The sequence below is a fragment of the Peribacillus sp. JNUCC 23 genome, from assembly GCF_053653995.1.
Genome location: NZ_CM132202.1, coordinates 3312629 through 3333221 on the forward strand (window position 1 = coordinate 3312629; position 20593 = coordinate 3333221).

General features: G+C 39.3%; 16 protein-coding genes and 1 other annotated feature. Of the genes, 2 read left to right on the forward strand and 14 right to left on the reverse strand.

The annotated features are described in order from the left end of the window. Positions 1-262: 262 nt before the first annotated feature. Together JNUCC23_RS15925 and JNUCC23_RS15930 are read right to left on the reverse strand one after the other, a co-directional pair. Positions 263-766 carry a hypothetical protein gene (locus JNUCC23_RS15925; RefSeq protein ID WP_062177154.1) on the reverse strand — a complete coding sequence of 168 codons (504 nt, stop codon included), beginning with the start codon at positions 764-766 and terminating at the stop codon, positions 263-265. A gap of 11 nt (positions 767-777) precedes the next feature. Next, positions 778-1197: a type IV pilus modification PilV family protein gene (locus JNUCC23_RS15930; protein WP_403069347.1), complete on the reverse strand. Its 420-nt coding sequence runs from the start codon at positions 1195-1197 to the stop codon at positions 778-780. Positions 1198-1285: 88 nt separating this feature from the next. Here JNUCC23_RS15930 and JNUCC23_RS15935 point away from each other — a divergent pair, with 88 nt between their 5' ends. Further along, positions 1286-2665, forward strand: coding sequence for a prepilin-type N-terminal cleavage/methylation domain-containing protein (locus JNUCC23_RS15935; protein ID WP_454212363.1), 1380 nt, complete (start codon positions 1286-1288; stop codon positions 2663-2665). 119 nt (positions 2666-2784) lie between these two features. Here the strand turns inward: JNUCC23_RS15935 and JNUCC23_RS15940 are convergent, their stop codons facing one another. From JNUCC23_RS15940 to hemA, 12 genes are all read right to left on the reverse strand, one after another. Next, positions 2785-4110, reverse strand: a complete 1326-nt coding sequence (locus tag JNUCC23_RS15940) for a VanW family protein (protein WP_454212365.1) — start codon at positions 4108-4110, stop codon at positions 2785-2787. Continuing rightward, positions 4111-4836, reverse strand: a complete 726-nt coding sequence (locus tag JNUCC23_RS15945; RefSeq protein WP_454212367.1) for a hypothetical protein — start codon at positions 4834-4836, stop codon at positions 4111-4113. It lies immediately after the preceding gene. A 434-nt stretch (positions 4837-5270) separates the two neighbouring features. Further along, positions 5271-6569, reverse strand: coding sequence for a bifunctional folylpolyglutamate synthase/dihydrofolate synthase (locus tag JNUCC23_RS15950; RefSeq protein ID WP_454212369.1), 1299 nt, complete (start codon positions 6567-6569; stop codon positions 5271-5273). A 343-nt stretch (positions 6570-6912) separates the two neighbouring features. Continuing rightward, complete coding sequence (locus tag JNUCC23_RS15955; RefSeq protein ID WP_454212371.1) at positions 6913-9558, reverse strand: valine--tRNA ligase; 2646 nt, start codon at positions 9556-9558, stop codon at positions 6913-6915. 53 nt (positions 9559-9611) lie between these two features. Further along, positions 9612-9846, reverse strand: a binding site (T-box leader). Positions 9847-10397: 551 nt separating this feature from the next. Beyond that, entirely contained in the window at positions 10398-11468 is a 1071-nt protein-coding gene (gene ysxE, locus JNUCC23_RS15960; RefSeq protein ID WP_454212373.1) for a spore coat protein YsxE, read from the reverse strand. A gap of 70 nt (positions 11469-11538) precedes the next feature. Further along, entirely contained in the window at positions 11539-13011 is a 1473-nt protein-coding gene (locus tag JNUCC23_RS15965) for a LysM peptidoglycan-binding domain-containing protein (RefSeq protein WP_454212375.1), read from the reverse strand. 187 nt (positions 13012-13198) lie between these two features. Beyond that, complete coding sequence (hemL, locus tag JNUCC23_RS15970) at positions 13199-14488, reverse strand: glutamate-1-semialdehyde 2,1-aminomutase (RefSeq protein ID WP_454212377.1); 1290 nt, start codon at positions 14486-14488, stop codon at positions 13199-13201. A 117-nt stretch (positions 14489-14605) separates the two neighbouring features. Then, positions 14606-15595 (reverse strand): porphobilinogen synthase, encoded by a 990-nt coding sequence (gene hemB, locus JNUCC23_RS15975; RefSeq protein WP_454212379.1) that lies wholly within the window; start codon positions 15593-15595, stop codon positions 14606-14608. Between the two features lie 329 nt (positions 15596-15924). After that, on the reverse strand, positions 15925-16710 hold the full coding sequence (locus tag JNUCC23_RS15980; protein ID WP_454212381.1) for a uroporphyrinogen-III synthase: 786 nt from the start codon (positions 16708-16710) through the stop codon (positions 15925-15927). Beyond that, positions 16710-17642 carry a hydroxymethylbilane synthase gene (gene hemC / locus JNUCC23_RS15985; RefSeq protein WP_403069320.1) on the reverse strand — a complete coding sequence of 311 codons (933 nt, stop codon included), beginning with the start codon at positions 17640-17642 and terminating at the stop codon, positions 16710-16712. Before hemC ends, JNUCC23_RS15980 begins: the two co-directional genes overlap by 1 nt. Positions 17643-17651: 9 nt before the next feature. After that, positions 17652-18482 (reverse strand): cytochrome C assembly family protein, encoded by an 831-nt coding sequence (locus tag JNUCC23_RS15990; protein WP_062177116.1) that lies wholly within the window; start codon positions 18480-18482, stop codon positions 17652-17654. Positions 18483-18494: 12 nt separating this feature from the next. After that, a complete protein-coding gene (gene hemA / locus JNUCC23_RS15995) occupies positions 18495-19838 on the reverse strand; it encodes a glutamyl-tRNA reductase (protein ID WP_403069317.1) in 1344 nt (447 codons plus the stop codon). 224 nt (positions 19839-20062) lie between these two features. Here hemA and JNUCC23_RS16000 point away from each other — a divergent pair, with 224 nt between their 5' ends. Further along, entirely contained in the window at positions 20063-20548 is a 486-nt protein-coding gene (locus tag JNUCC23_RS16000) for a LiaI-LiaF-like domain-containing protein (RefSeq protein ID WP_062177110.1), read from the forward strand. Positions 20549-20593 lie beyond the last annotated feature (45 nt).

A 20593-nucleotide genomic window follows, 5' to 3' on the forward strand; every position in this document is an offset into this window, starting at 1 on the left:
CAATCTTTGTAGTACTATACGAATAATGATATTAGGATGTTTTTCCATTCAATTTAGATGAAAAGAAGAACTTGTCCCTTTTGTTTGCATGGATTGTAGGAAAATAGACGAGGTACCTAACTTTGTTGTATAAGAATTTAGTTATAATTTGAAAAAGGGAGATGAAGTTGAAGCAGTCTGCCCTTTTTGCCATGGAACGATGCGGCAAGCGTGAAAGGATCCCAAGTGAGTACATCTACACTTGAGATGGGAGAGAGGTTGCTTAGCGATTTTGTTCTTGGATCTTTATATTAATGGTTTTTTCTCTTTCCGAATCTGCTTGAGCATACACATTATTCAATGAGGGAGTAATAGTATATGTGACCGTAAGAGTGTTATCTACTCTTGTTATACTAATATAATCTATTTTAAATTGATACATTTTATCAGATGATATGATTTCTTTATCTACTAATTTAGTTCTAAATTCTTTTTCGTATTTAACAGCAATTTCAGCGTCTGTAGGAATAGCGTTAGTGGTAGGGAACTCATTTAGCCATTTTATGACCGCTTTTTTTGCTTCGTTATTTGCTGTGTTTATCTCCTTCTCAACATACTTTAAGCCCATTCGTGATGATTGATGTAACTGTATATTTCCCTCTGATTTTTGATTCTGCAAAGAACTGTTTAAAACATTGCTAATTAAAGTTACTGAAAAAATAAGGATTAATGTAATCGTTAATAATACAAGCACTAATGTATAACCTGCTTCATTTTTTTGTTTCATCAATTATTCTCCTAATTGTTGAGGCTTACATCTACATATCCATATGTAATCGTTAGTTCTTTATGGTCTTCTGATTCTATTCTTATAGAGATAGGAAGTAAGCCTAGTGAGCTTTCTTGTCTACTTTGTGTTAAAGGTGTCACGGTTGAAAGATAGTTTTTTTGATTTAATGGAATGGATGGACGAATATACTTATCTACTGGGATAGTTTGGCAATCGTTTGTTTTACAATATGTTTCCAAGCTATTTGTTACCTCATAAAGTTCTTGTTCAGCTAGATTAATTGCTGTTAATTTATCTTCTGTTTTTGTAGAAAATGTCATTGCATTTGAGAAGAAGGATAAAAATATCGTTAACACAATACCAAGGATTGTGATGGAAGCTAGAACTTCAATAAGAGTGAAGGCTTGATTATTTTTTAGATTATTCACGAATTGCTACCACCTAATGTCTTTTTATTCATTATATAACAAACTATAATAGGGAATGGATCAATTTTATCAAAAAGTGGGGAATTTCATGAAACAGGTAAACAAGGAATCTGGCATTACTTTAATAGAAGTGCTAGCCGCTTTAGCCATTACAGGATTTATTGGGAGTGTTGTGTATGGTGTGTTTTTTCAAACGCTGCACGTTAAGGAGAAGACACAATCGCATAACGAATTGAGACAAGAAGCAAATATTGTCATGACCCAGTTGCGATCGATGCATGAGAATGGAGATAGTATTTGGTATAGTTCTGGCATGTTATACACAGAGAAAGAAAAGAAAAATCCATTAGCAACAGAAACAAATTATCTTTTTACAGAAGTACTAATCAATGGGACTAAAGTCGTTTCAGAGCAAAGCATACAGCTATTGTCTACATCAACTTTCAAAGTAGCCTTTACTATAAAAGATCACTATCAAAACGAATACAACTTGGAAACGGTGTTACCGGGGACAACGAATCAGCCTATTGCGGGTGAGATTGTAAAGCCTCCTAGCCCTAGTACAGTGGAAGATTTTTATACTTTTCTAGTGAAGAATGATATTTTTGTGTATGGTTCACATTTTGAATTTCAAGGTAATCAAGTGAACGGACCTAATGCCACGATTATTGTTGGAGGAAATTTGCTTAGCGGTCAATTAAACGGTGGTTCATTTAGTAATGTTTCTAATATTAATATAAATGGGTCCGTAAATATAGATGGAGGTAGTGCAGGTTTGGGTTCACCTACATCTCCAGGAACGATATATGTGAATGGAGATGTAACCTTGTGGGGTGGAACACGTCATATATATGGAGATGTATATGTTAATGGAAATCTTAAGCTCAAAGATGCTATCATTCATGGAAATGTTTACGTTCAAGGGAATGTTGAATTGGATTGGACACCTACGATAGAAGGAAATGCAAGAATTTATTATAAAGGGACTTTAAAATATCCTAATAATTATCATCAATCTATTCTGGACAAAGTGATTCTTAAAGCTGATGTTCCAAAGTTAACTAAGAGTTATACGGATATTCCACCATTAAAAGATTCTCAGTGGTACAAGGATCACGGATATACCCAAACGATAAAACCTGATAATATGAGATTATATGGGAATAGCATAAATGTTCAAAGCTATTATGATAGTGGTTTAGGAAAATATGTAAATACTTTTACTAACGCAACCATTGTTAGTCAGGGAGATATTACTATAAACAGCGGGGGCTTAAAAATGACAGGGGTCTTATTTGCCCCAAATGGCAAGGTAACTTTTAGTGGTGAATCATTTGAAGGTGTAGTAATTGCTAGAAATGGTTTTAATGTGACAAGTGGGGGAACTACTATTACATTCAAGGGTATAGAACAGTATATAAGGGATCCTAAAGATTTTCCACTTCAGGCACTAAGTAAGATTGATTAACAAATACAAATGATTTAACAAAAAAGGTCGGGTTTATAACTCGCCAAAAATGAAGTAACAGATGATTAGAAAAATAACCAGAATGGCTGCCAAAAATATTTGGCAGCCATTTCTCAAGTCTAGTCTATAGATTTATCTTTTTCTTTTGTATCCAATGGTAGTTTCTCTTCTATTGAGTCTTCACCAAGTTCTTCATCAACTCTCAGTTGCGTATCTAGTTCTTCGTCCGAATGATCATCTTCACCCTCTTCAATCAGTTCTAATTCCATATCATCTCCCCCTATTACCTCAGACTCCACAGGTATTTCCTTCAAAACAACCTCGTTCACAGGTAAATAAAAGTCATTCGAAATTTGCACGGAATCCAGTTTTTCATTCAATGAATTATACGTTTCCCGATAAACGGATACTGAATATCCCAGTTTACCTGACTTCTTAATCGTTTCTGAACCGTTTGGCAATAATGCTGTGTATTGAATGATCTTCCGGTAAGGGATGGTCTTCGAATCTTTTAATACGACTTTATATTGTTGTTCTGTCTCGTATCCACTAATTTCAACGATGAGCACACCTGGTTGAGTAGCTTTGATTGTAACTGTCATTTCGAAGTCATTAGGATTGGCTAATTTCAAGTCCATTCCGTTTCGATTGACTTTGGCTTCATAGCCTGCTGTAACCCCAACAGGCACTTCCTGACTTGTATTTCTTTCAAGAATTTGTAGATTAGTTGATAAGCTTGCTTCATATACTAGAGAGGCTACTTGTGTTAAAAATTCATCCGTCCAACTACCGGCATTCACACTCAAATCGTTGATGAAAGAAAACTCGCCGAAAGCTGGAATCGTTATTGGATGCGTGCTCTCAACCCATGATGATAATGATTTGACGTCGATATGTTGCTTTTTTGCATGAGAAATCACACTTACAGACACCGATTCCTCAAAGAATTTTGTCAAACTTATCACTCGCTCATTCACATCAAGCAAACCAGCTTGTCTCTGAATTTCCGCTTGTAATTGATCTACTTTTACCCTTTCAATTACCTGTTCATCCACAATTTCTTTTAACAACTGTCTGATATTTGTTTCCGTTATAGTAGCGAATAATGGATTGTCCATACCGTTTTCTGCGTCTTGAACAGATTCTTCTAACGAAAAATGAATGAAATCCATAGGAATCGTCATTTTACGATCTGCAAAGGTTAATGAAAGGCGACTTTTGCTTTGCCATTCAGCAATCGTGTAGATGAGATTTTCATTTGCTTGTTTAGTAGACTCGCCACTAACCTGAACAGTTCCAATGAATGTATTTGCGGCAAACTTTTGATCTTGTTGCAGGAATTTCTCGTAGGCTTTGACTCCTAATTGTGAAAACGACATGATAAAAATCGTTGAAAGGACTACAATTGCTAAAACCCGTAAGTAGGTAGGGAAGCGTTTTTCCATTTACTGTCCCCCCGCTTGCTTTTTTTTCAAATACATTTCTTCCAAATCATCAAACTCCAGACTGAGACGTTCAGCCGGTGCAAGGTTTACTTCTTTCTTGCTCAGCTGCTCGTCCTCTATAGAAGTTGCTACCTGCGCTTCAAAATTTTCAAAGATTTTCTTTCTTGCTGCAAAAACCTGTTCTTCCTCACTTGAACTGAAAGCTTCTAGGTCATCTGTATCCTCAGTCGCCAAAATTTCTCGATTCGTAAAATCAATAAATTCAGAAGCATCCTCTTTCAATTCCAGTGGCTTATTCATGATCGTTTCAATTTTAACCAATGATGTGTCTGATTCCCCTTCAACTTCTTGAATCATAAATGGTTCTGGCTGCTCTTTTGAAGAAGCATAGTATTCATCTACCGTTTCACTCATTTTTGCTCGTTCTTGTAACTCAGCAAAAGAAAACAACGGATCCATTTCCGATAAATTGGCTTCTTCTGTTTCCTTTCCATGAGAAAACTCGAGTCTATTCACCATGATATAAGTCATAAGAATAGCCAATAGAAACTGCGCGATATACAGAAACCAACGCGGAAAAAAATCATTCGCAACAAGCGGAATGGCTGCGAGACAAACACTACATATCAAAATAGCTATTCTCCCAGACCGCGATATTCGCAAAGGAAGTGTATACAGGAGGATAGCTAGCAGAACGACAGCAATCATTGTTGTATATATAATCATCAAAGTGCTTCACCCCGCATTTAACTTATCATCCCTATCATAAACCAATGAATTAGAAAAAGTAATCCAAAACTAAAAAAAGATCCGACCTAATGCCTACTGTACACAGTTCAAATGAAGTGTCTATAGTTTGCGAAAGGTCCGATCTTTAAATATGTGTTTCACCCGTCATATTGAGATACCCGGTTAGCACCACTATCGATTCCTATTAATAATTCTGGCTCGTAATACTTGAAACAGGAAGTTAATATCCGTGCTAAGTCTGGTGTTTCCACTGAACATTGCCCCATCGCATCATTAAGCTACAGGTTTTTTATAAAAACTGTCATAAAGGGTTGATCTCGTATGAATATGGCAGTTGGCTTCATAAATTTTTGCGTCAAATTGGGCTCCGGCGCGCAAAATTCATTTCTCAATCGAATACGGTCGTCTGTTCAACTATTTTTCATGATATACGGTCGGGCAAGTGCGAGAAAATAGAGGGAACCTGTGACGATGACTAAATCATTGATGGTTCGATGATTCAGTGCATAATCGATCGCTTCCTGCCAGTTTATGATGGCCTTTTTCTTATCCATCTTACTTTTTTCAAAAAGTTCCTGTGCGGATGCTGCTCGCTTAAAATCAATTTCGGTAAAGATAATCGATGCTGCTTGTTCATCTACCATGCTTAACACTTGATTGTAGTCTTTATCTTGTAAAGCAGTAAAAACAAAATGATAATTCAAATCAGGATATCTAGTTTGTAATGTTTCCAACAAAACTTTCATTCCAGCAGGGTTATGAGCACCATCTAAAATGATATGACCTGGTAACACTTCAAATCGCCCAGCCCAATGTGCTTTTGCCAACCCTTGCCGAATGCTATTTTCAGAGATTTCTAGATGGTATTTTTCAATTAATAGCCTTACTGCTGCAATAGCTAGCGCCGCATTATTCACCTGATGACGTCCGAGCATTTTAAGGTCGATTTGTTCAAGCGTTGTATGCCCCATTTTAAACGAAAAATATTGGCCATCCTGAACTTGGCTAGGCTCATTCACGAAGATTTCTTTATTTATACAATAAAGGTTTGCATCCTGTACTTTGGCATACTCCATTATAGCCGTAGCTGGTTCCTCTTCCGTTACACCACTAATAACCGGAACACCATGTTTAATAATGCCCGCCTTTTCAGATGCGATTTCAGCCAAAGTATTTCCAAGAATATTCGTATGCTCTAAAGAAATCGACGTGATAATAGATAGTAAAGGAGTGATGACATTCGTACAATCAAGCCTACCACCTAATCCAGTTTCAATGAGCGCAATGTCCATCTCTTTTTTTTGAAAATAAAGAAAGGATAGGATCGTAATAATCTCAAAAAAAGTAGCTCGATATCCTACTTGTCCTTCTTCCAATAAAGGATAAAGGGTATTCATATGTTCAATGATTTCTTCATCTGAGATCATCGTTTCATTTATCATCATTCTTTCGTTCACTTTTTCTAGATGTGGTGAAGTAAAACTGCCAACTTTAAGACCTTGAGCCATTAAGATTTCTTTTAAGGCATTCAATGTCGAGCCTTTACCATTTGATCCAGCAATATGTATGGATTGAAAGCTCTTTTCTGGATTCCTGAGCTCTTTTAAAAGATTCTCCATCCGTGCAAGCCCGAAGTCCATCCCAAGCTTCGATTCTCTACTATATAAATAGTCCATTACCTCTTCCATTGATTGAAACAAACATACCACTCCCTAAAAATCGATCTTTTTCTCAAACTTTTAATAAAGGATCACATTTAAACATAACAAACTCCTAAAAAATAGGCAAAATGATTTTTTTTATGGACGGCTGGAAATTTTCTTGATCTTCAAAGTGGCTTTTTTCAATTCAATTATCCATCTGTATGCAACTAATAAAAAAGGATGACCCATAGAGTCATCTGTTACCTTTTTGAGTCATCCTTTTTTCATGGAAAAGGGGCGGGGCTTTGCAAAATCAGCTCCGCACCGCCACCTTTCATTAGGTGATACAGTTTAAAATCCTGAACCTTTTTCCTCGTAGGGTTAAGAGTAACGCTCAAGATTTTTTTGCTTACAGCTGTTTTAATTCATTCATACGATGAATCACAGCGTCACGTTTTTCAACATAGTCTTTTTCTTTTGCTTTTTCTTCTTCAATTACTTGTGCAGGGGCTTTTTTCACGAAGCCTTCATTGCCTAGTTTCTTTTGCACACGTTCTACTTCTTTATTCAGTTTCTCCAGCTCTTTATCCAAACGTTTAATTTCGTCTTCGATATTGATTAAGCCTTGAAGCGGTAGAATAAGTTCCACACCTGTAACGACAGCTGTCATTGCTTGGCCTGGCTCATCTACTACTGTACCGATTGTCAATTCCTCAGGATTACAGAATCGTTCAATGTAGGCACGGTTATTTTGAAGTGTTGTTACAATGCTTTCGTCTTTCGCTTTCAGAATGAGCTTGATTTTCTTGCTAAGTGGTGTATTTACTTCACTGCGAATATTACGTACAGAACGAATGATTTCAACAAGCAACTTCATTTCCTCAGCTGCTGCACTGTCCGTAAGTTCAGAACGCACCTCCGGCCATGCTGCAACGGTGATGGATTCGCCATTATGCGGCAAGTTTTGCCATATTTCCTCGGTGATAAACGGCATGAATGGATGCAATAAACGCATGGTGTTATCAAGTACATAAGCTAGAATTGAACGAGTCGTTTTCTTTGCTGCTTCATTTTCACCGTATAATGGTAGCTTCGCCATTTCAATATACCAGTCACAGAAGTCATCCCAGATAAAGTTATAAAGAGCGCGGCCTACTTCACCGAATTCATATTTATCAGCTAGACGAGTAACGGTTTCAATCGTTTCGTTCAGACGAGTTAAGATCCATTTGTCCGCAACGGATTTTTCACCAGTTAAGTCAATTTCTTCATATTTCATTCCATCCATATTCATCAATGCGAAGCGGGATGCATTCCAAATTTTATTAGCAAAATTCCATACCGCTTCCACTTTTTCTGTGCTGTAGCGAAGATCTTGGCCTGGTGAGCTTCCTGTTGATAAGAAGTAACGTAATGAATCGGCACCATATTGATCGATGACGTCCATTGGATCAACTCCATTACCTAGGGATTTGCTCATTTTGCGACCTTGTTCATCACGTACGAGCCCATGAATGAGTACATCTTTAAATGGACGCTCGCCAGTGAATTCAATTGCTTGGAAAATCATTCGAGACACCCAGAAGAAGATAATGTCATAGCCTGTAACAAGTGAACCAGTTGGGTAGTAGCGTTTGAAATCGGCGCTTTCACGATCCGGCCAGCCCATTGTTGAAAACGGCCATAGTGCTGAACTGAACCATGTGTCAAGAACATCCGTATCCTGTTCCCAATTTTCACTGTCAGCAGGTTCTTCTTGACCGACATATACTTCTCCTGTTTCTTTATGATACCAAGCCGGAATACGGTGGCCCCACCAAAGCTGACGAGAAATACACCAATCACGGATATTCTCCATCCAGCGTAAATAGGTTTTCTCAAAACGATCCGGTACGAAGTGAACTTTTTCTTCGTCTGATCCTTGTTGAAGTTTAATCGCTTCATCTGCTAATGGCTGCATTTTGACGAACCATTGCGTAGACAAATACGGTTCAACGACAGCGCCACTTCGCTCAGAGTGACCGACAGAATGCATATGTTCTTCAATTTTAAACAGAACGCCTTGTTCTTGTAAGTCTTTGACAATTTGTTTACGGCATTCGAAACGGTCCATTCCTTTGTAAATACCGGCCTTGTCATTCATTGAGCCATCTTCGTTCATGACAAGAATGCGCTCAAGATTGTGGCGGTTGCCAAGTTCAAAATCGTTTGGATCATGAGCTGGCGTAATCTTCACTGCACCTGAACCGAAATCCTTATCGACATAATCATCCGCAACAATTGGAATTTCTCGGCCGACAATTGGCAAAATAACATGCTTACCAATTAGGTGCTTGTAACGGTCATCTTCTGGATGGACAGCAACTGCTGTATCCCCTAGCATCGTTTCAGGACGAGTTGTCGCCACTTCAATGGAACCCGATCCATCAGATAACGGATAGTTCATATGATAAAACGCACCTTGAACATCCTGATGAATGACTTCAATATCAGATAACGCCGTTTTTGTTGAAGGGTCCCAGTTAATAATATATTCGCCGCGATAAATCAACCCTTTATTATATAGCTTTACGAATACTTCTCGCACTGCTTTAGAAAGTCCTTCGTCTAATGTAAATCGTTCTCGGCTATAATCAAGACCTAAGCCAAGCTTTGCCCATTGATCACGGATATGGCCTGCATACTCTTCTTTCCAGCTCCATGTCTCTGCGACAAACTTCTCACGACCAAGGTCATAACGGCTAATTCCGTCAGCACGAAGCTTTTGCTCAACCTTTGCCTGTGTTGCAATTCCAGCGTGGTCCATTCCTGGAAGCCATAACACATCATAGCCCTGCATCCGTTTCATTCGCGTAATAATATCTTGAAGCGTCGTATCCCATGCATGACCTAAATGTAATTTACCCGTAACATTCGGTGGTGGAATCACAATCGTGTACGGCTCTTTCTTTTCATCGCTTTCCGCTTTGAAATACTGCCCATCTAACCACCATTTATAGCGGCCCTTTTCAATGGACTGCGGATCATACTTTGTCGGCATCGTTAATTCTTCCATCTGAATTTCCTCCTTAAAAATGTGTTAAAGACACAAAAAAACTTCCTTCATCACAAAAGGACGAAGAAAGTTGTTCGCGGTGCCACCTTTTTTCCGAAAAAAGAGTTCAATCCTTTTCTCGGCTCTTAAAGATTAGATAACGGCTTTTCGCCGGCTTCCGCTACTACTTTTGTTCACGGAAACTGCTCATGGACGACTTCTGATGGGACACACTTAGAAACCTTTCAGCAAATGGCTTCCTCTCTTTTAGCAGTCTTTCATCATACTACTTCCAATCATAGCGGTTGATATGTAATTATTCATTAAGATTCATTTTACAAAAGAAATACACCTAACGTCAATCATCTTCTTTAGTTTTTTAATTAAATATGAATTTATAAGTTTTTAAATGAGTTTTGGTGTCTACCCTTACATCTGTGACGGTTTTTCTTATAATATTCAGTATTTCCGGAAATGTGATCATCTATTCCGGTTTAACTAACCATCAGCGGGGATAGAAAACCCACTGATGGAAGTTTCACTTTATTCACGGAACTCCACTTTGAACCATATGATATCGTACCACTTAAAAGTGAGGAGTTGGGCAATTTTGAGACAACGTTATACTCCCTATACGCTGCCGCCCTGGCTGAAAGGTATCCGTAATGTTTGTAGTCAGTTTATGTTACCGATCTGTATTTTTCAGGGATTTCGCACTCTTTTGTTTCCGACATTTTTAGATATTTTGCTGCTTTCGATCGTTGTCGTACTGTTGATTTCTTTTCGGCAAAATTGGATATGAGGAATCAAAAAATAATCCGAAGCGATATGCTACCGTTCCTTTTAGCATACGCATCGGATTATTCTGCATTCTGTTCTTGTTCTTGCTGTTCTTGCTGTTGTTGTGCCTCTGCAGCTGCTTTCTTTGCCCTTTCGTTTTCCTCGATTTTCATCACCATATATTCAATATTTTTCAATAACCAATATTGCCGTTGAAAATGACTGACATATTGTAACTCACTTCGATGTCCCTTTTTTTCAAAATAACCTTTAACCACTGAAATGGATGATCCTGGATAAGCGAGATAGCTTTGAAATAACAATACTTCCTCTGACTTCAGGGGGAAATAGCGCATATAGTTGTAGAGAAGATCGACACAGTCATCACACGGAAATGGATAGGTTCTCGCAGCCTCCACTAGGTATGGAAGCAAATCAAAATGTGGTGGTGCTGTTTTTGAATTTTCGAAGTTAATAAAGTAGCCGTAGCCGCGATCATCATATACATAGTGTTTCAATGAAACCTTTCCATGTGTCACAACCGTCCGGATCTTTTCATGATCCTTTGTTTTCTCGTACCATTCTTCTAGTTTTTTCGTTGAATATTCTAGCGCCTGTGAAAGGTCAGTATAGTACGTACAATACATCAGCTCGAATGGCGACATATACCATTTCTTTTCACAGCTTTCAACAAACTCACGGAGAAATTCCAACTGTTTCTTCCATTCTTCAAGGGTCGTTTGATAATGTTCTTCACGCTCTTCCTGATCAACGGAAATCTCTCTTACTGACAATGCGTGCATCCGGGCAAGCTCGCGAAACATTTGCTTATTCCGTTCGGAGCGCTCTCCATCTTCCTGATCAGAAAGCCAAGGCATCAAATAATACAATCGACTGTTGTGAAGCACCGCATAACGGCCGTCCATCGTTTGATAGATGGGGACAATTCGATTATATCCACGCTGATATAAGCGTTGAATATTTCGGATAAAATCAATCCCAATATGAGGATCAATCGATTTAAGAGCAAAGACTCCTTTATCACTGTACAGCTTTGTAATATTGCCCATATATTCAATATGGTACGTTTTTACCGCATAGTTACGGAGAACCGCTTCAGCATCCTTGTTTCTTGTTTCATGATCCGCCATGGAATTCACTTCCATCAATTAATTTCTTGATAAGGAGGCAGAGCGAGGGGATGACCCGCTCTGCCCTTGATTAATTTTTAGTAACTCTCACCTTAGGAACGTATAATACTTGACCTTCATAGATATCTTGGCTTGGTTCTAGTTCATTGCTATTTAGGAGTGACTGTACACTGACTTCATAACGTTCAGCCAAGCTATCTAGGGTTTCTCCTTGCTGAACAATACATACTTTGATGCCAATTAACTCTTCCTCTTGCTTTCGACCTAAAAAGGAGGTTAACGAGAGATGATCGTCGCTAGTTGCCTCTTTTTGTGCCGAATCAACACTTGCGGCTTTTTCACGTTCAGATGGTTCTTCCTTCATTGTTTTTTCTTCTTTTCGGCGGACAAAATCAAGTAATGGAGCATATTCCTTTCCCAACAGAGAATTCTCAGAAACATTCTCTGTGACGATTTCTGAATTAGGTACACGATTCTCAACTTTGCGGTTCAGTGGCACTTCTGATTTCTGCTCCAATATAGGAAGGTCAACAGCTTGTATCTCTTCTGTTTTATTTGCATAAATCGGCCGTGATGCTTCAGCTTCTTCAATGTCTGGTAATTTTCTAGCCTCTACAACAAACGGAGTAAATAACTCGTCCTCATCTTCTTTTTCCACTTTTATTTCTCGAGATAAAGGGACTAACTCTGTTTCGATTCCCTCTACTGAAGACTCCATTTCTGCCGCCGTATTTGCCGCCTCTTCTAATTCCCGGTAAAATGAGACTGGCTCGGGTTCGTTTTCCTCTAACGAATCATCGATTGCTTCTGCCTCATTTGCCGCTTCTTCTAGTTCCCGGTGAAAAAAGGCTGGCTTTGGTTCATTTTCCTCTGACGAATATTCGATTTCTTCTGGCTTATTTGCCATTTCTTCTGGTTCCCGGTAAAATGAGACTGGCTCGGGTGGGATCTCCACATTCCCAGAAGAAGAATAACTCTCATCCTCAAATTCCACTTCAACCGTTTCTTCCCATGTTGAATTTGATTCATCTCGCTCATTTTCTTCCTCTTCATATTCATCTGAATGTAAATAATCTCTTGGTTCTTCAGATTTACTTTCCGGTCGTGACTCTTCAATCCCACTAATTAAAAGCTCCGCCTCAAGCTTCAAGCAATTTTTTTCAGGCATAAAATAATCAAAAGCATGGATATTTACATCAATATGATCTAGGGACTGTATGCGATTGTTTGGAATCGTAATATCAACAGGGATACGATGAATAAATTCACTCAATCCGTCTTCTCTTTGATCCACACTATGAATCGTCTTCGGATAATAGGGCTGTGAATATCCAAGATCTGGCGCCCCAGCTTCTTCTTCAGTTTCCTTATACTCCCCACTCAAATCCAACGAACCCCTAATGACCACATACTGGTCACTCTCTTGAATGGTCACATTCGGTTCAAGCGATAGTGAATAAAGCTCTTCTATCTCCTGCCCTTTCTGAAACCAGACTGATTCCTCTAAGGAAAATCGTAAAAACGATTGATTTTCGGTTGACAAACAAACTCCTCCTTCCAAACTAAGAAAACAAATAACGATGCCATTAACAATCTATGAAAATTCCTACGATAATATGACGCGAAAAATGACTGGGAAGAATTGAAGTGTGCAGTTTTTCATGTTGACGCATATCTTCATTACGTAAAAAAAGCAGATTCACCTCAAAAGGTAAATCTGCTTTTTACTTTTATTTTCTCAATTTAGCAAATGCTTGTTCAGCAGCTGCGATTGTTTTTTCAATGTCTTCGTCACTATGGGCGGTTGACAGGAATAGCCCTTCGAATTGAGATGGTGGCAAGTATACGCCTTGTTCGGCCATTTCACGGTAATAGGTGCCGAAGAAATTCAAGTCGGATTGTTTCGCTGTTTCGTAATTGATGACATCTTCGTTTGTAAAGAATAAGCCAATCATAGAACCGGCACGATTGAACGTATGTGGGATGTCATATTTCTTGGCAACTTGACCGATGCCTGCTTCCAACATGTCCCCAATACGTATAAATTCTTGATACACTTCAGGCGTTAATTGACTCAGTGTTTCAAGTCCAGCTGTCATTGCAAGCGGATTACCTGAGAGCGTACCTGCTTGATAAATCGTTCCGCTTGGTGCAACGCGTTCTAGAATCTCCCGTTTCCCACCGAATGCACCGACTGGCAAACCGCCGCCGATTACTTTTCCGAGACAAGTAATATCAGGTGTTACGCCATAATATCCTTGGGCACAATTATAACCGACACGGAATCCTGTCATCACTTCATCAAAAATTAATAGAGAACCATATTCTTCTGTTACAGCTCGTAAGCCTTCTAGGAATCCTGGCTCAGGTGGGACAACCCCCATATTGCCGGCAACTGGTTCAACGATGATGGCCGCAATGTCTTCACCAAATTGTTCAAATGCGTATTTAACACTTGCTAAATCATTGTATGGAACTGTAATCGTATTTCTCGCGATGCCTTCTGGAACACCTGGGCTGTCTGGCAAACCAAGTGTTGCGACACCGGATCCTGCCTTAATTAATAATGAATCGCTATGGCCGTGGTAGCATCCTTCAAATTTCAAAATTTTATCGCGACTTGTATATCCGCGCGCAAGTCTCAAAGCACTCAATGTCGCTTCTGTACCAGATGAAACCATACGGACCATTTCAATCGAAGGAACTCTTTCAATGACTAACTTCGCTAATTCATTTTCAATGAGAGTAGATGCTCCAAAGCTTGTGCCAGTTTCTGCGACTTTTTTTATAGCCTCCACGACATGGTCATTCGAATGGCCTAAAATAAGCGGCCCCCATGACAATACATAATCGATGTATTCATTGCCATCAATATCATAAATCTTTGAGCCTTTTCCCCGTTCCATAAAAATCGGATCCATGTCAACTGACTTGAATGCACGAACTGGGCTATTTACACCGCCTGGCATTAGGTTCTGTGCCTGTGCAAAGGCTTGTTTTGACTTTTCATATGAACGCATGGTATTCCCCATTTCATCGTTTATTTTAAAAGTTGTTCAAAAAGTCCAGTCTTCACGTATTTGTGCATACGTACTTCACTGGCCTTTTTGGACACACCCTTTTTTAGAAAAAGGTTCTCACTTCATTTCATCTAGATAGCGCGCAGCGTCTTTCGCAAAGTATGTAATGATTAAATCCGCTCCTGCACGTTTCATGCCTGTTAACATTTCTAAGACAATCGACTTTTCATCTACCCAGCCGTTTATTGCAGCTGCTTTGACCATCGAATATTCTCCACTCACATTATAAGCAACAACTGGCAGAGTTGTATAATTTTTCACATCACGGATAATATCTTGATAAGAAAGCGCCGGCTTGACGATGAGGAAATCTGCTCCTTCATCTATATCCGATTCCGCTTCACGGAACGCTTCCATCCGGTTAGCTGGGTCCATTTGATACGTTTTTCTGTCGCCAAACTGTGGTGCGCCATTGGCTGCTTCGCGGAAAGGACCATAATAGGCTGATGCATATTTAACCGCATATGACATGATTGGCACATCTAAAAAGCCTGCTTCATCAAGTCCAGCACGGATCGCTGTAACGAAACCGTCCATCATATTGGAAGGGGCAATGATATCCGCTCCTGCTTCTGCTTGACTAATTGCGGTTTTGGCAAGTAAGTCCAGGGACGCGTCATTTAAGATTTTGTCGCCTTCTACAACGCCACAATGACCATGGCTTGTATACTCACAAAGACAAGTATCAGCGACAACAATCAGTTCTGGATATGATTCCTTAATCAAACGTGTAGCGACTTGTACAAGCCCATTATGGCTAAATGCGCCTGTACCTACTTCATCTTTATCATGTTCATATGGCACACCGAATAAGATGACTGATTTAATTCCTAGGCTCACGACTTCCTTCACTTCATCCAATAAACGATCCATAGAAAGCTGATAAATTCCTGGCATAGAAGTGATTTCACTTTTGATATTCTCACCATCAATGACGAAGATTGGGTAAATAAAGTCCTCTTTATGTAAATGCGTTTCGCGAACGAGGGAACGAATGCCAGCACTTGAACGCAGACGACGGTGTCTCGTAAATTGAATGTCTTTCATATGAATTCCTCCCTAAAAATGATTTACACGAAGGCCAAAGGGATTCAGTCTCCGCGTTTTAAAAATATAGCCCATACTAAACTTACGTACACTAGGTGGGTCCTTTATCGTAAATCGTGGCATTAGAAACGTCAGTCTCATTTTGATGAAAGACATGGGGACGGGGCTTCAGTACTTACTATATAGCCTATCTACTTAGCAAGTACACTTATTTGATTGAAAAAAGTACCCCGAATTCTGGCTCCGCACCGCCACCATTGCGATTAGGTGAGTGTAGCGTACTACCTGATTTATCCTTCCTCGTAAGTGGTGGTGTTTTAACGCCATATTCATTTTGTATGTTGTCTTGACATATATTCCGCCAAACAATCAATCATAGCTTCTGCTGTGTATACTTTTGGACAAACAGCTACAGACAAACCATATGATTCAGCTGTCTCAAAAGCGATTGGACCAATACAGGCAAAAACAAGTTGATCTAAACTCGCTTGCAAATCTTGCTTGTTTACGATTTTCATAAAGTGATGGACCGTTGACGAACTCGTGAACGTAACAATATTCAATCGCCCCTTAGTGAGCAAGTCTGAAAGCTTCGGCTCACTTTCTTTAGGCAATACCGTTTGATACGTAATCATTTCCTGGCATTGTGCCCCTGCCTCCCGAATTTTTTTGGCAATAACCGTACGAGCCAAATTTCCTTTCGCAATAAGGACACGCGAGCCCCGCTTTATCATTGGAATAAATTCCTCTGCAAAAGATTCGGCGACAAAATTTGAGGGCACGAAATCCGACTTAACCCCGTGACTCTTAAGGATTTCCTCAGTTTTACTACCAATTACTGCAATCCGTGGCAATTTTACCGGTGCCTGCTCTTCTAGAAGACGGAAAAAGTAGTCAACTCCGTTTTGGCTCGTAAGAATTAACCAGTCATACTCATGAATATGACGAACGTAATTTTTAAGCTGATTGACGTTTTCAGGCAGGACAAAATCAAGGAGTGGAACGACCACAGCGTTGCCGCCATAGCTCTCCACTTTTTCTACTAAGCCTGTTGCCTGACTTTTCCCTCTAGTAATGAGAACATGATAACCTTTTAGAGGGCCAGACTCATTCATTACTGACTGAGCTCCTCTTTCACAGAATCAATTAATGTTTTCGCACCTTTTTCCGTTAAGATCCGAGCTGCTTCAATACCGATTTCTTTAGGATTTTCTCCTGCAACGACTTCTTTGAAAATTGTTTTTCCATCAGGTGATGCCACGAGCGCTGTTAATTCAATACTTCCCGCATCATTTGCAGTAGCGAATCCCGCAATTGGAACTTGGCAACCACCCTCCATTTTATCAAGGAAAGCCCGCTCCGCTTCTACTGTTGCCTTCGCTTCGTTACACGTCAGTTTTTCCAATTGTTCTAACAGGTCAGCATCTGATCCCCTGCATTCGATAGCAAGTGCACCTTGTCCAACAGCAGGTAGGCAAAGCTCTGGTTCAAGGAATTCTGTTACAACATCTGATTTCCAACCCATTCTCGCAAGGCCGGCTGCTGCAAGGATAATGGCATCATAATCTTCGTTTTTTAGTTTTTCAAGACGAGTATCGATATTGCCTCGAATCCATTTAATTTCAAGATCAGGACGTTCCGCCAGCAATTGTGCACTGCGACGCAAACTGCTTGTTCCAACGATTGCACCAGGCTTTAAATCAGCAAGTTTTACGTGGTCTTTAGAAATCAAGGCATCGCGGTGATCTTCTCTCGGCGGAATGCAGCCAATCGTCAAACCGTCCGGCAACACAGCAGGCATATCTTTCATACTATGAACAGCCATATCAATGTCCTTATTTAAAAGCGCTTGCTCTATTTCTTTCACAAACAAGCCTTTACCGCCCACTTTAGATAATGTTACATCAAGGATTTGATCTCCTTTTGTCACAATCTCTTTTACTTCAAACTCATAAGGTACACCAAGCTCCTTTAATTGATTAATTACCCAGTTAGTCTGCGTAATAGCAAGCTTGCTTCGTCTTGAACCGACAATTATTTTTCTCATGATATCCTCCTATGTAGTCCATAAATGAAATGTGGAAAGACTTCCGAAAAAGAAAAAGTTAATAAGAACGATTAAAAATGAAATAAGGTTCAGATAGGCTAACGTTTTTCCATACATTTGCTTTCGGACTTTAAAATATAAATAGATACTGTACACAATGAGCACTAAAAATGAACCAAGAATTTTTGGATCAAACCAAATGACATTTGGCACTTTGATATAGGCCCACTGCAACCCTAGAATAAGCGATAGAATCAACATCGGCACACCAATGACCGCGAGCACATAAGACATATGCTCAAGCTTAGCTAAATCGCCAAGCCGTAATAGACGCTTACCCCATTTCTTTCTTTTTAATAAATCGTATTGAATTAAATACAATAACGAGAATACAAAGGAAAGTGAAAACGCCCCATAGGATAGGATTGCAAGGGTGATATGTATCAGCAAAAGTTCTGAAACGAGCTGCTCTGCCAGTACCTTCGACTGAATTTGAACCGGTGCAAATGTATGAATCGCCATCACGATGAACCCTAATACATTTGTAAAAAATACAGTAAAATCAACAGGTAGAAATTTATTGATCAACAACGATAACGTAATAAGCACCCATGCATAAAAATAAAGGCCTTCAAAAATCGTCAGCACGGGGATTCGGCCCGTTTGTAGCATGTATAAAAATAAAAATACGGTTTGTAAGACCCAAACAATAGCAAGTAACCAGAAAGCTCCTTTGTTTGCCTTCTGGTTATTATGAAGAAAATCAATAAAATATAAGAGCACACTTGCTGCATAAATTAGTACAGTCACTTCATGTAATCTTGTCATAATTAATTCCATATGATACTCCAACTACACTTGAACAGGGACTGGTTTGACCTGCGCCACTTTTCTTTTTTCCTGTTGTACGGGCATCGTAGATTCTTCAACTAAATCGGCCAAGTGAAAAATCTTCACAAAACGATCCAAAGCTTCTTTCGCATTTGGCTCGACCGCTATTTCTTTTGCATATAGAATGGGATCTTTCAGCATTTGGTTAATGATGCTCTTCGTATGCTTGCTGATTAGCTTCTGATCGCGTTCACTTAAGTGAGGAAGCTTCCGTTCAAGACTTACCATGGTCTCAGATTGAATCGCTAGCGCCTTCTCCCTAAGTGCTGAAATAACCGGCACAACACCTAAGACATTTACCCATTGATTAAACTCAACAATCTCGGATTCAATCATCATGTAAATACTCTCAGCTGCTTTTTTACGTTCCTGCATATTCGCTTCTACAATTCCTTCAAGATCATCAATATCATATAAGAAAACATTATCATGTTCAGCGATTGCAGGATCTAGGTCACGCGGAACAGCAATATCAACCATCAGGATGGGGCGGCCTTTACGCATCTTATTCACAAAGGTCATCATTTCTTTATTAATAACGAAATCCTTTGCACCAGTTGAACTAATAAGAATATCTGCTTCCACTAGCGCGCATTGCAATTCTTGTAATTGCTTTGCTTTCCCAGAAAAACGCTCAGCTAAAGTAACGGCTTTCTCATGTGTGCGGTTGATAACCGTGATATCGTCAGCTCCATTACCGTGGAGATTTTGAATGGCGAGTTCACCCATTTTACCTGCACCTAGAATCAATGTATTCTTTCCCGTTAATTCGCCAAATATTTTCTTCGCTAATTCAACGGCTGCATAGCTAACAGATACTGCATTTGTATTAATTTCTGTTTCGGATTGAGCTCTTTTTGCTAACGTTAATGATTGCTTAAAAAGATGATTGAAAACGGTTCCGATTGTTGATTCTTTTTGAGCCTCCATATAGCTTGACCGTACTTGTCCAAGTATTTGGGTTTCACCAAGAACCATCGAATCTAAACCACATGCTACTTTAAATAAATGCTCAATCGCTCCCTCGCCTTCATAGATTGTAAGATACGAAGAAAACTCTTCTCTCTCGATATTGAACCACTCGGAAAGAAATTCTTTTATATAATATCTGCTTGTGTGCAATTGATCTGCCACCGCATAGATTTCGGTACGGTTACATGTCGAAATAATGACGTTTTCGAGAATACTTTTTTTGTTTTTTAATGCTTTCATTGCTAAAGCAAGTTCAGCTTCATTGAATGATAATTTCTCTCGGATTTCGACAGGGGCAGATTTATAATTCAAGCCTACCGCTACTATATGCATCTTTCGTTTGCACCCCCAGTAAATTCAATACTCAACATCCTACATTATATCATTTATATTTTACTTAAAACGGCAAAATTATGAACAGTTCATGAAAACGATGTGCTAACATGGAATTGTTACCTAATCTTCATTTTACATAAGTGGATTCGACAATTACTCTATATGAAAGTACCATAACAAAAATTGAAACGAACTTCAAGTAATCAAACTAGGGGGTCATGATGAAAACTCAGAGAATCTTTCCCGGAATTATCTTACTCGGCTTCGGCCTCTATTTCTTGCTTCAACAGTATAATCTCGTCTTATTTGAAGGCTTTTTCAATTGGCCAACCGTTCTTTGTATTATCGGAGCTGCTTTTTTAGGAGAAGCATATGGTGGGAAACAGTTTCAAGCCATCCTTCCAGGTGTGATCCTTTTTGGAACCGGGCTGCACTATCATCTAGTTGATCATCTTGCTTTTTGGCCTAATCACATCGGTGTTCTTCAACTCATTGTTGCCATCGGCTTTCTGATGCAGGCAAGTAAGACGAAATCAAGCTTAACCAAAGGAATCTTGTTACTTATTATTGCTATTATAACGGTCTATTATGACCAGCTCATCAGCAAATTCGGACTGAGCGAAACTGCACTCGCAAACTCAGCGTCTTATTGGCCATTTCTTGTAATGGGTATTGGCATCTATATTCTTTTCATTAAAAAGAAATAAAAAAAAGGGTCTGACCCCACATCTTTTATATCGTTTATATGACGT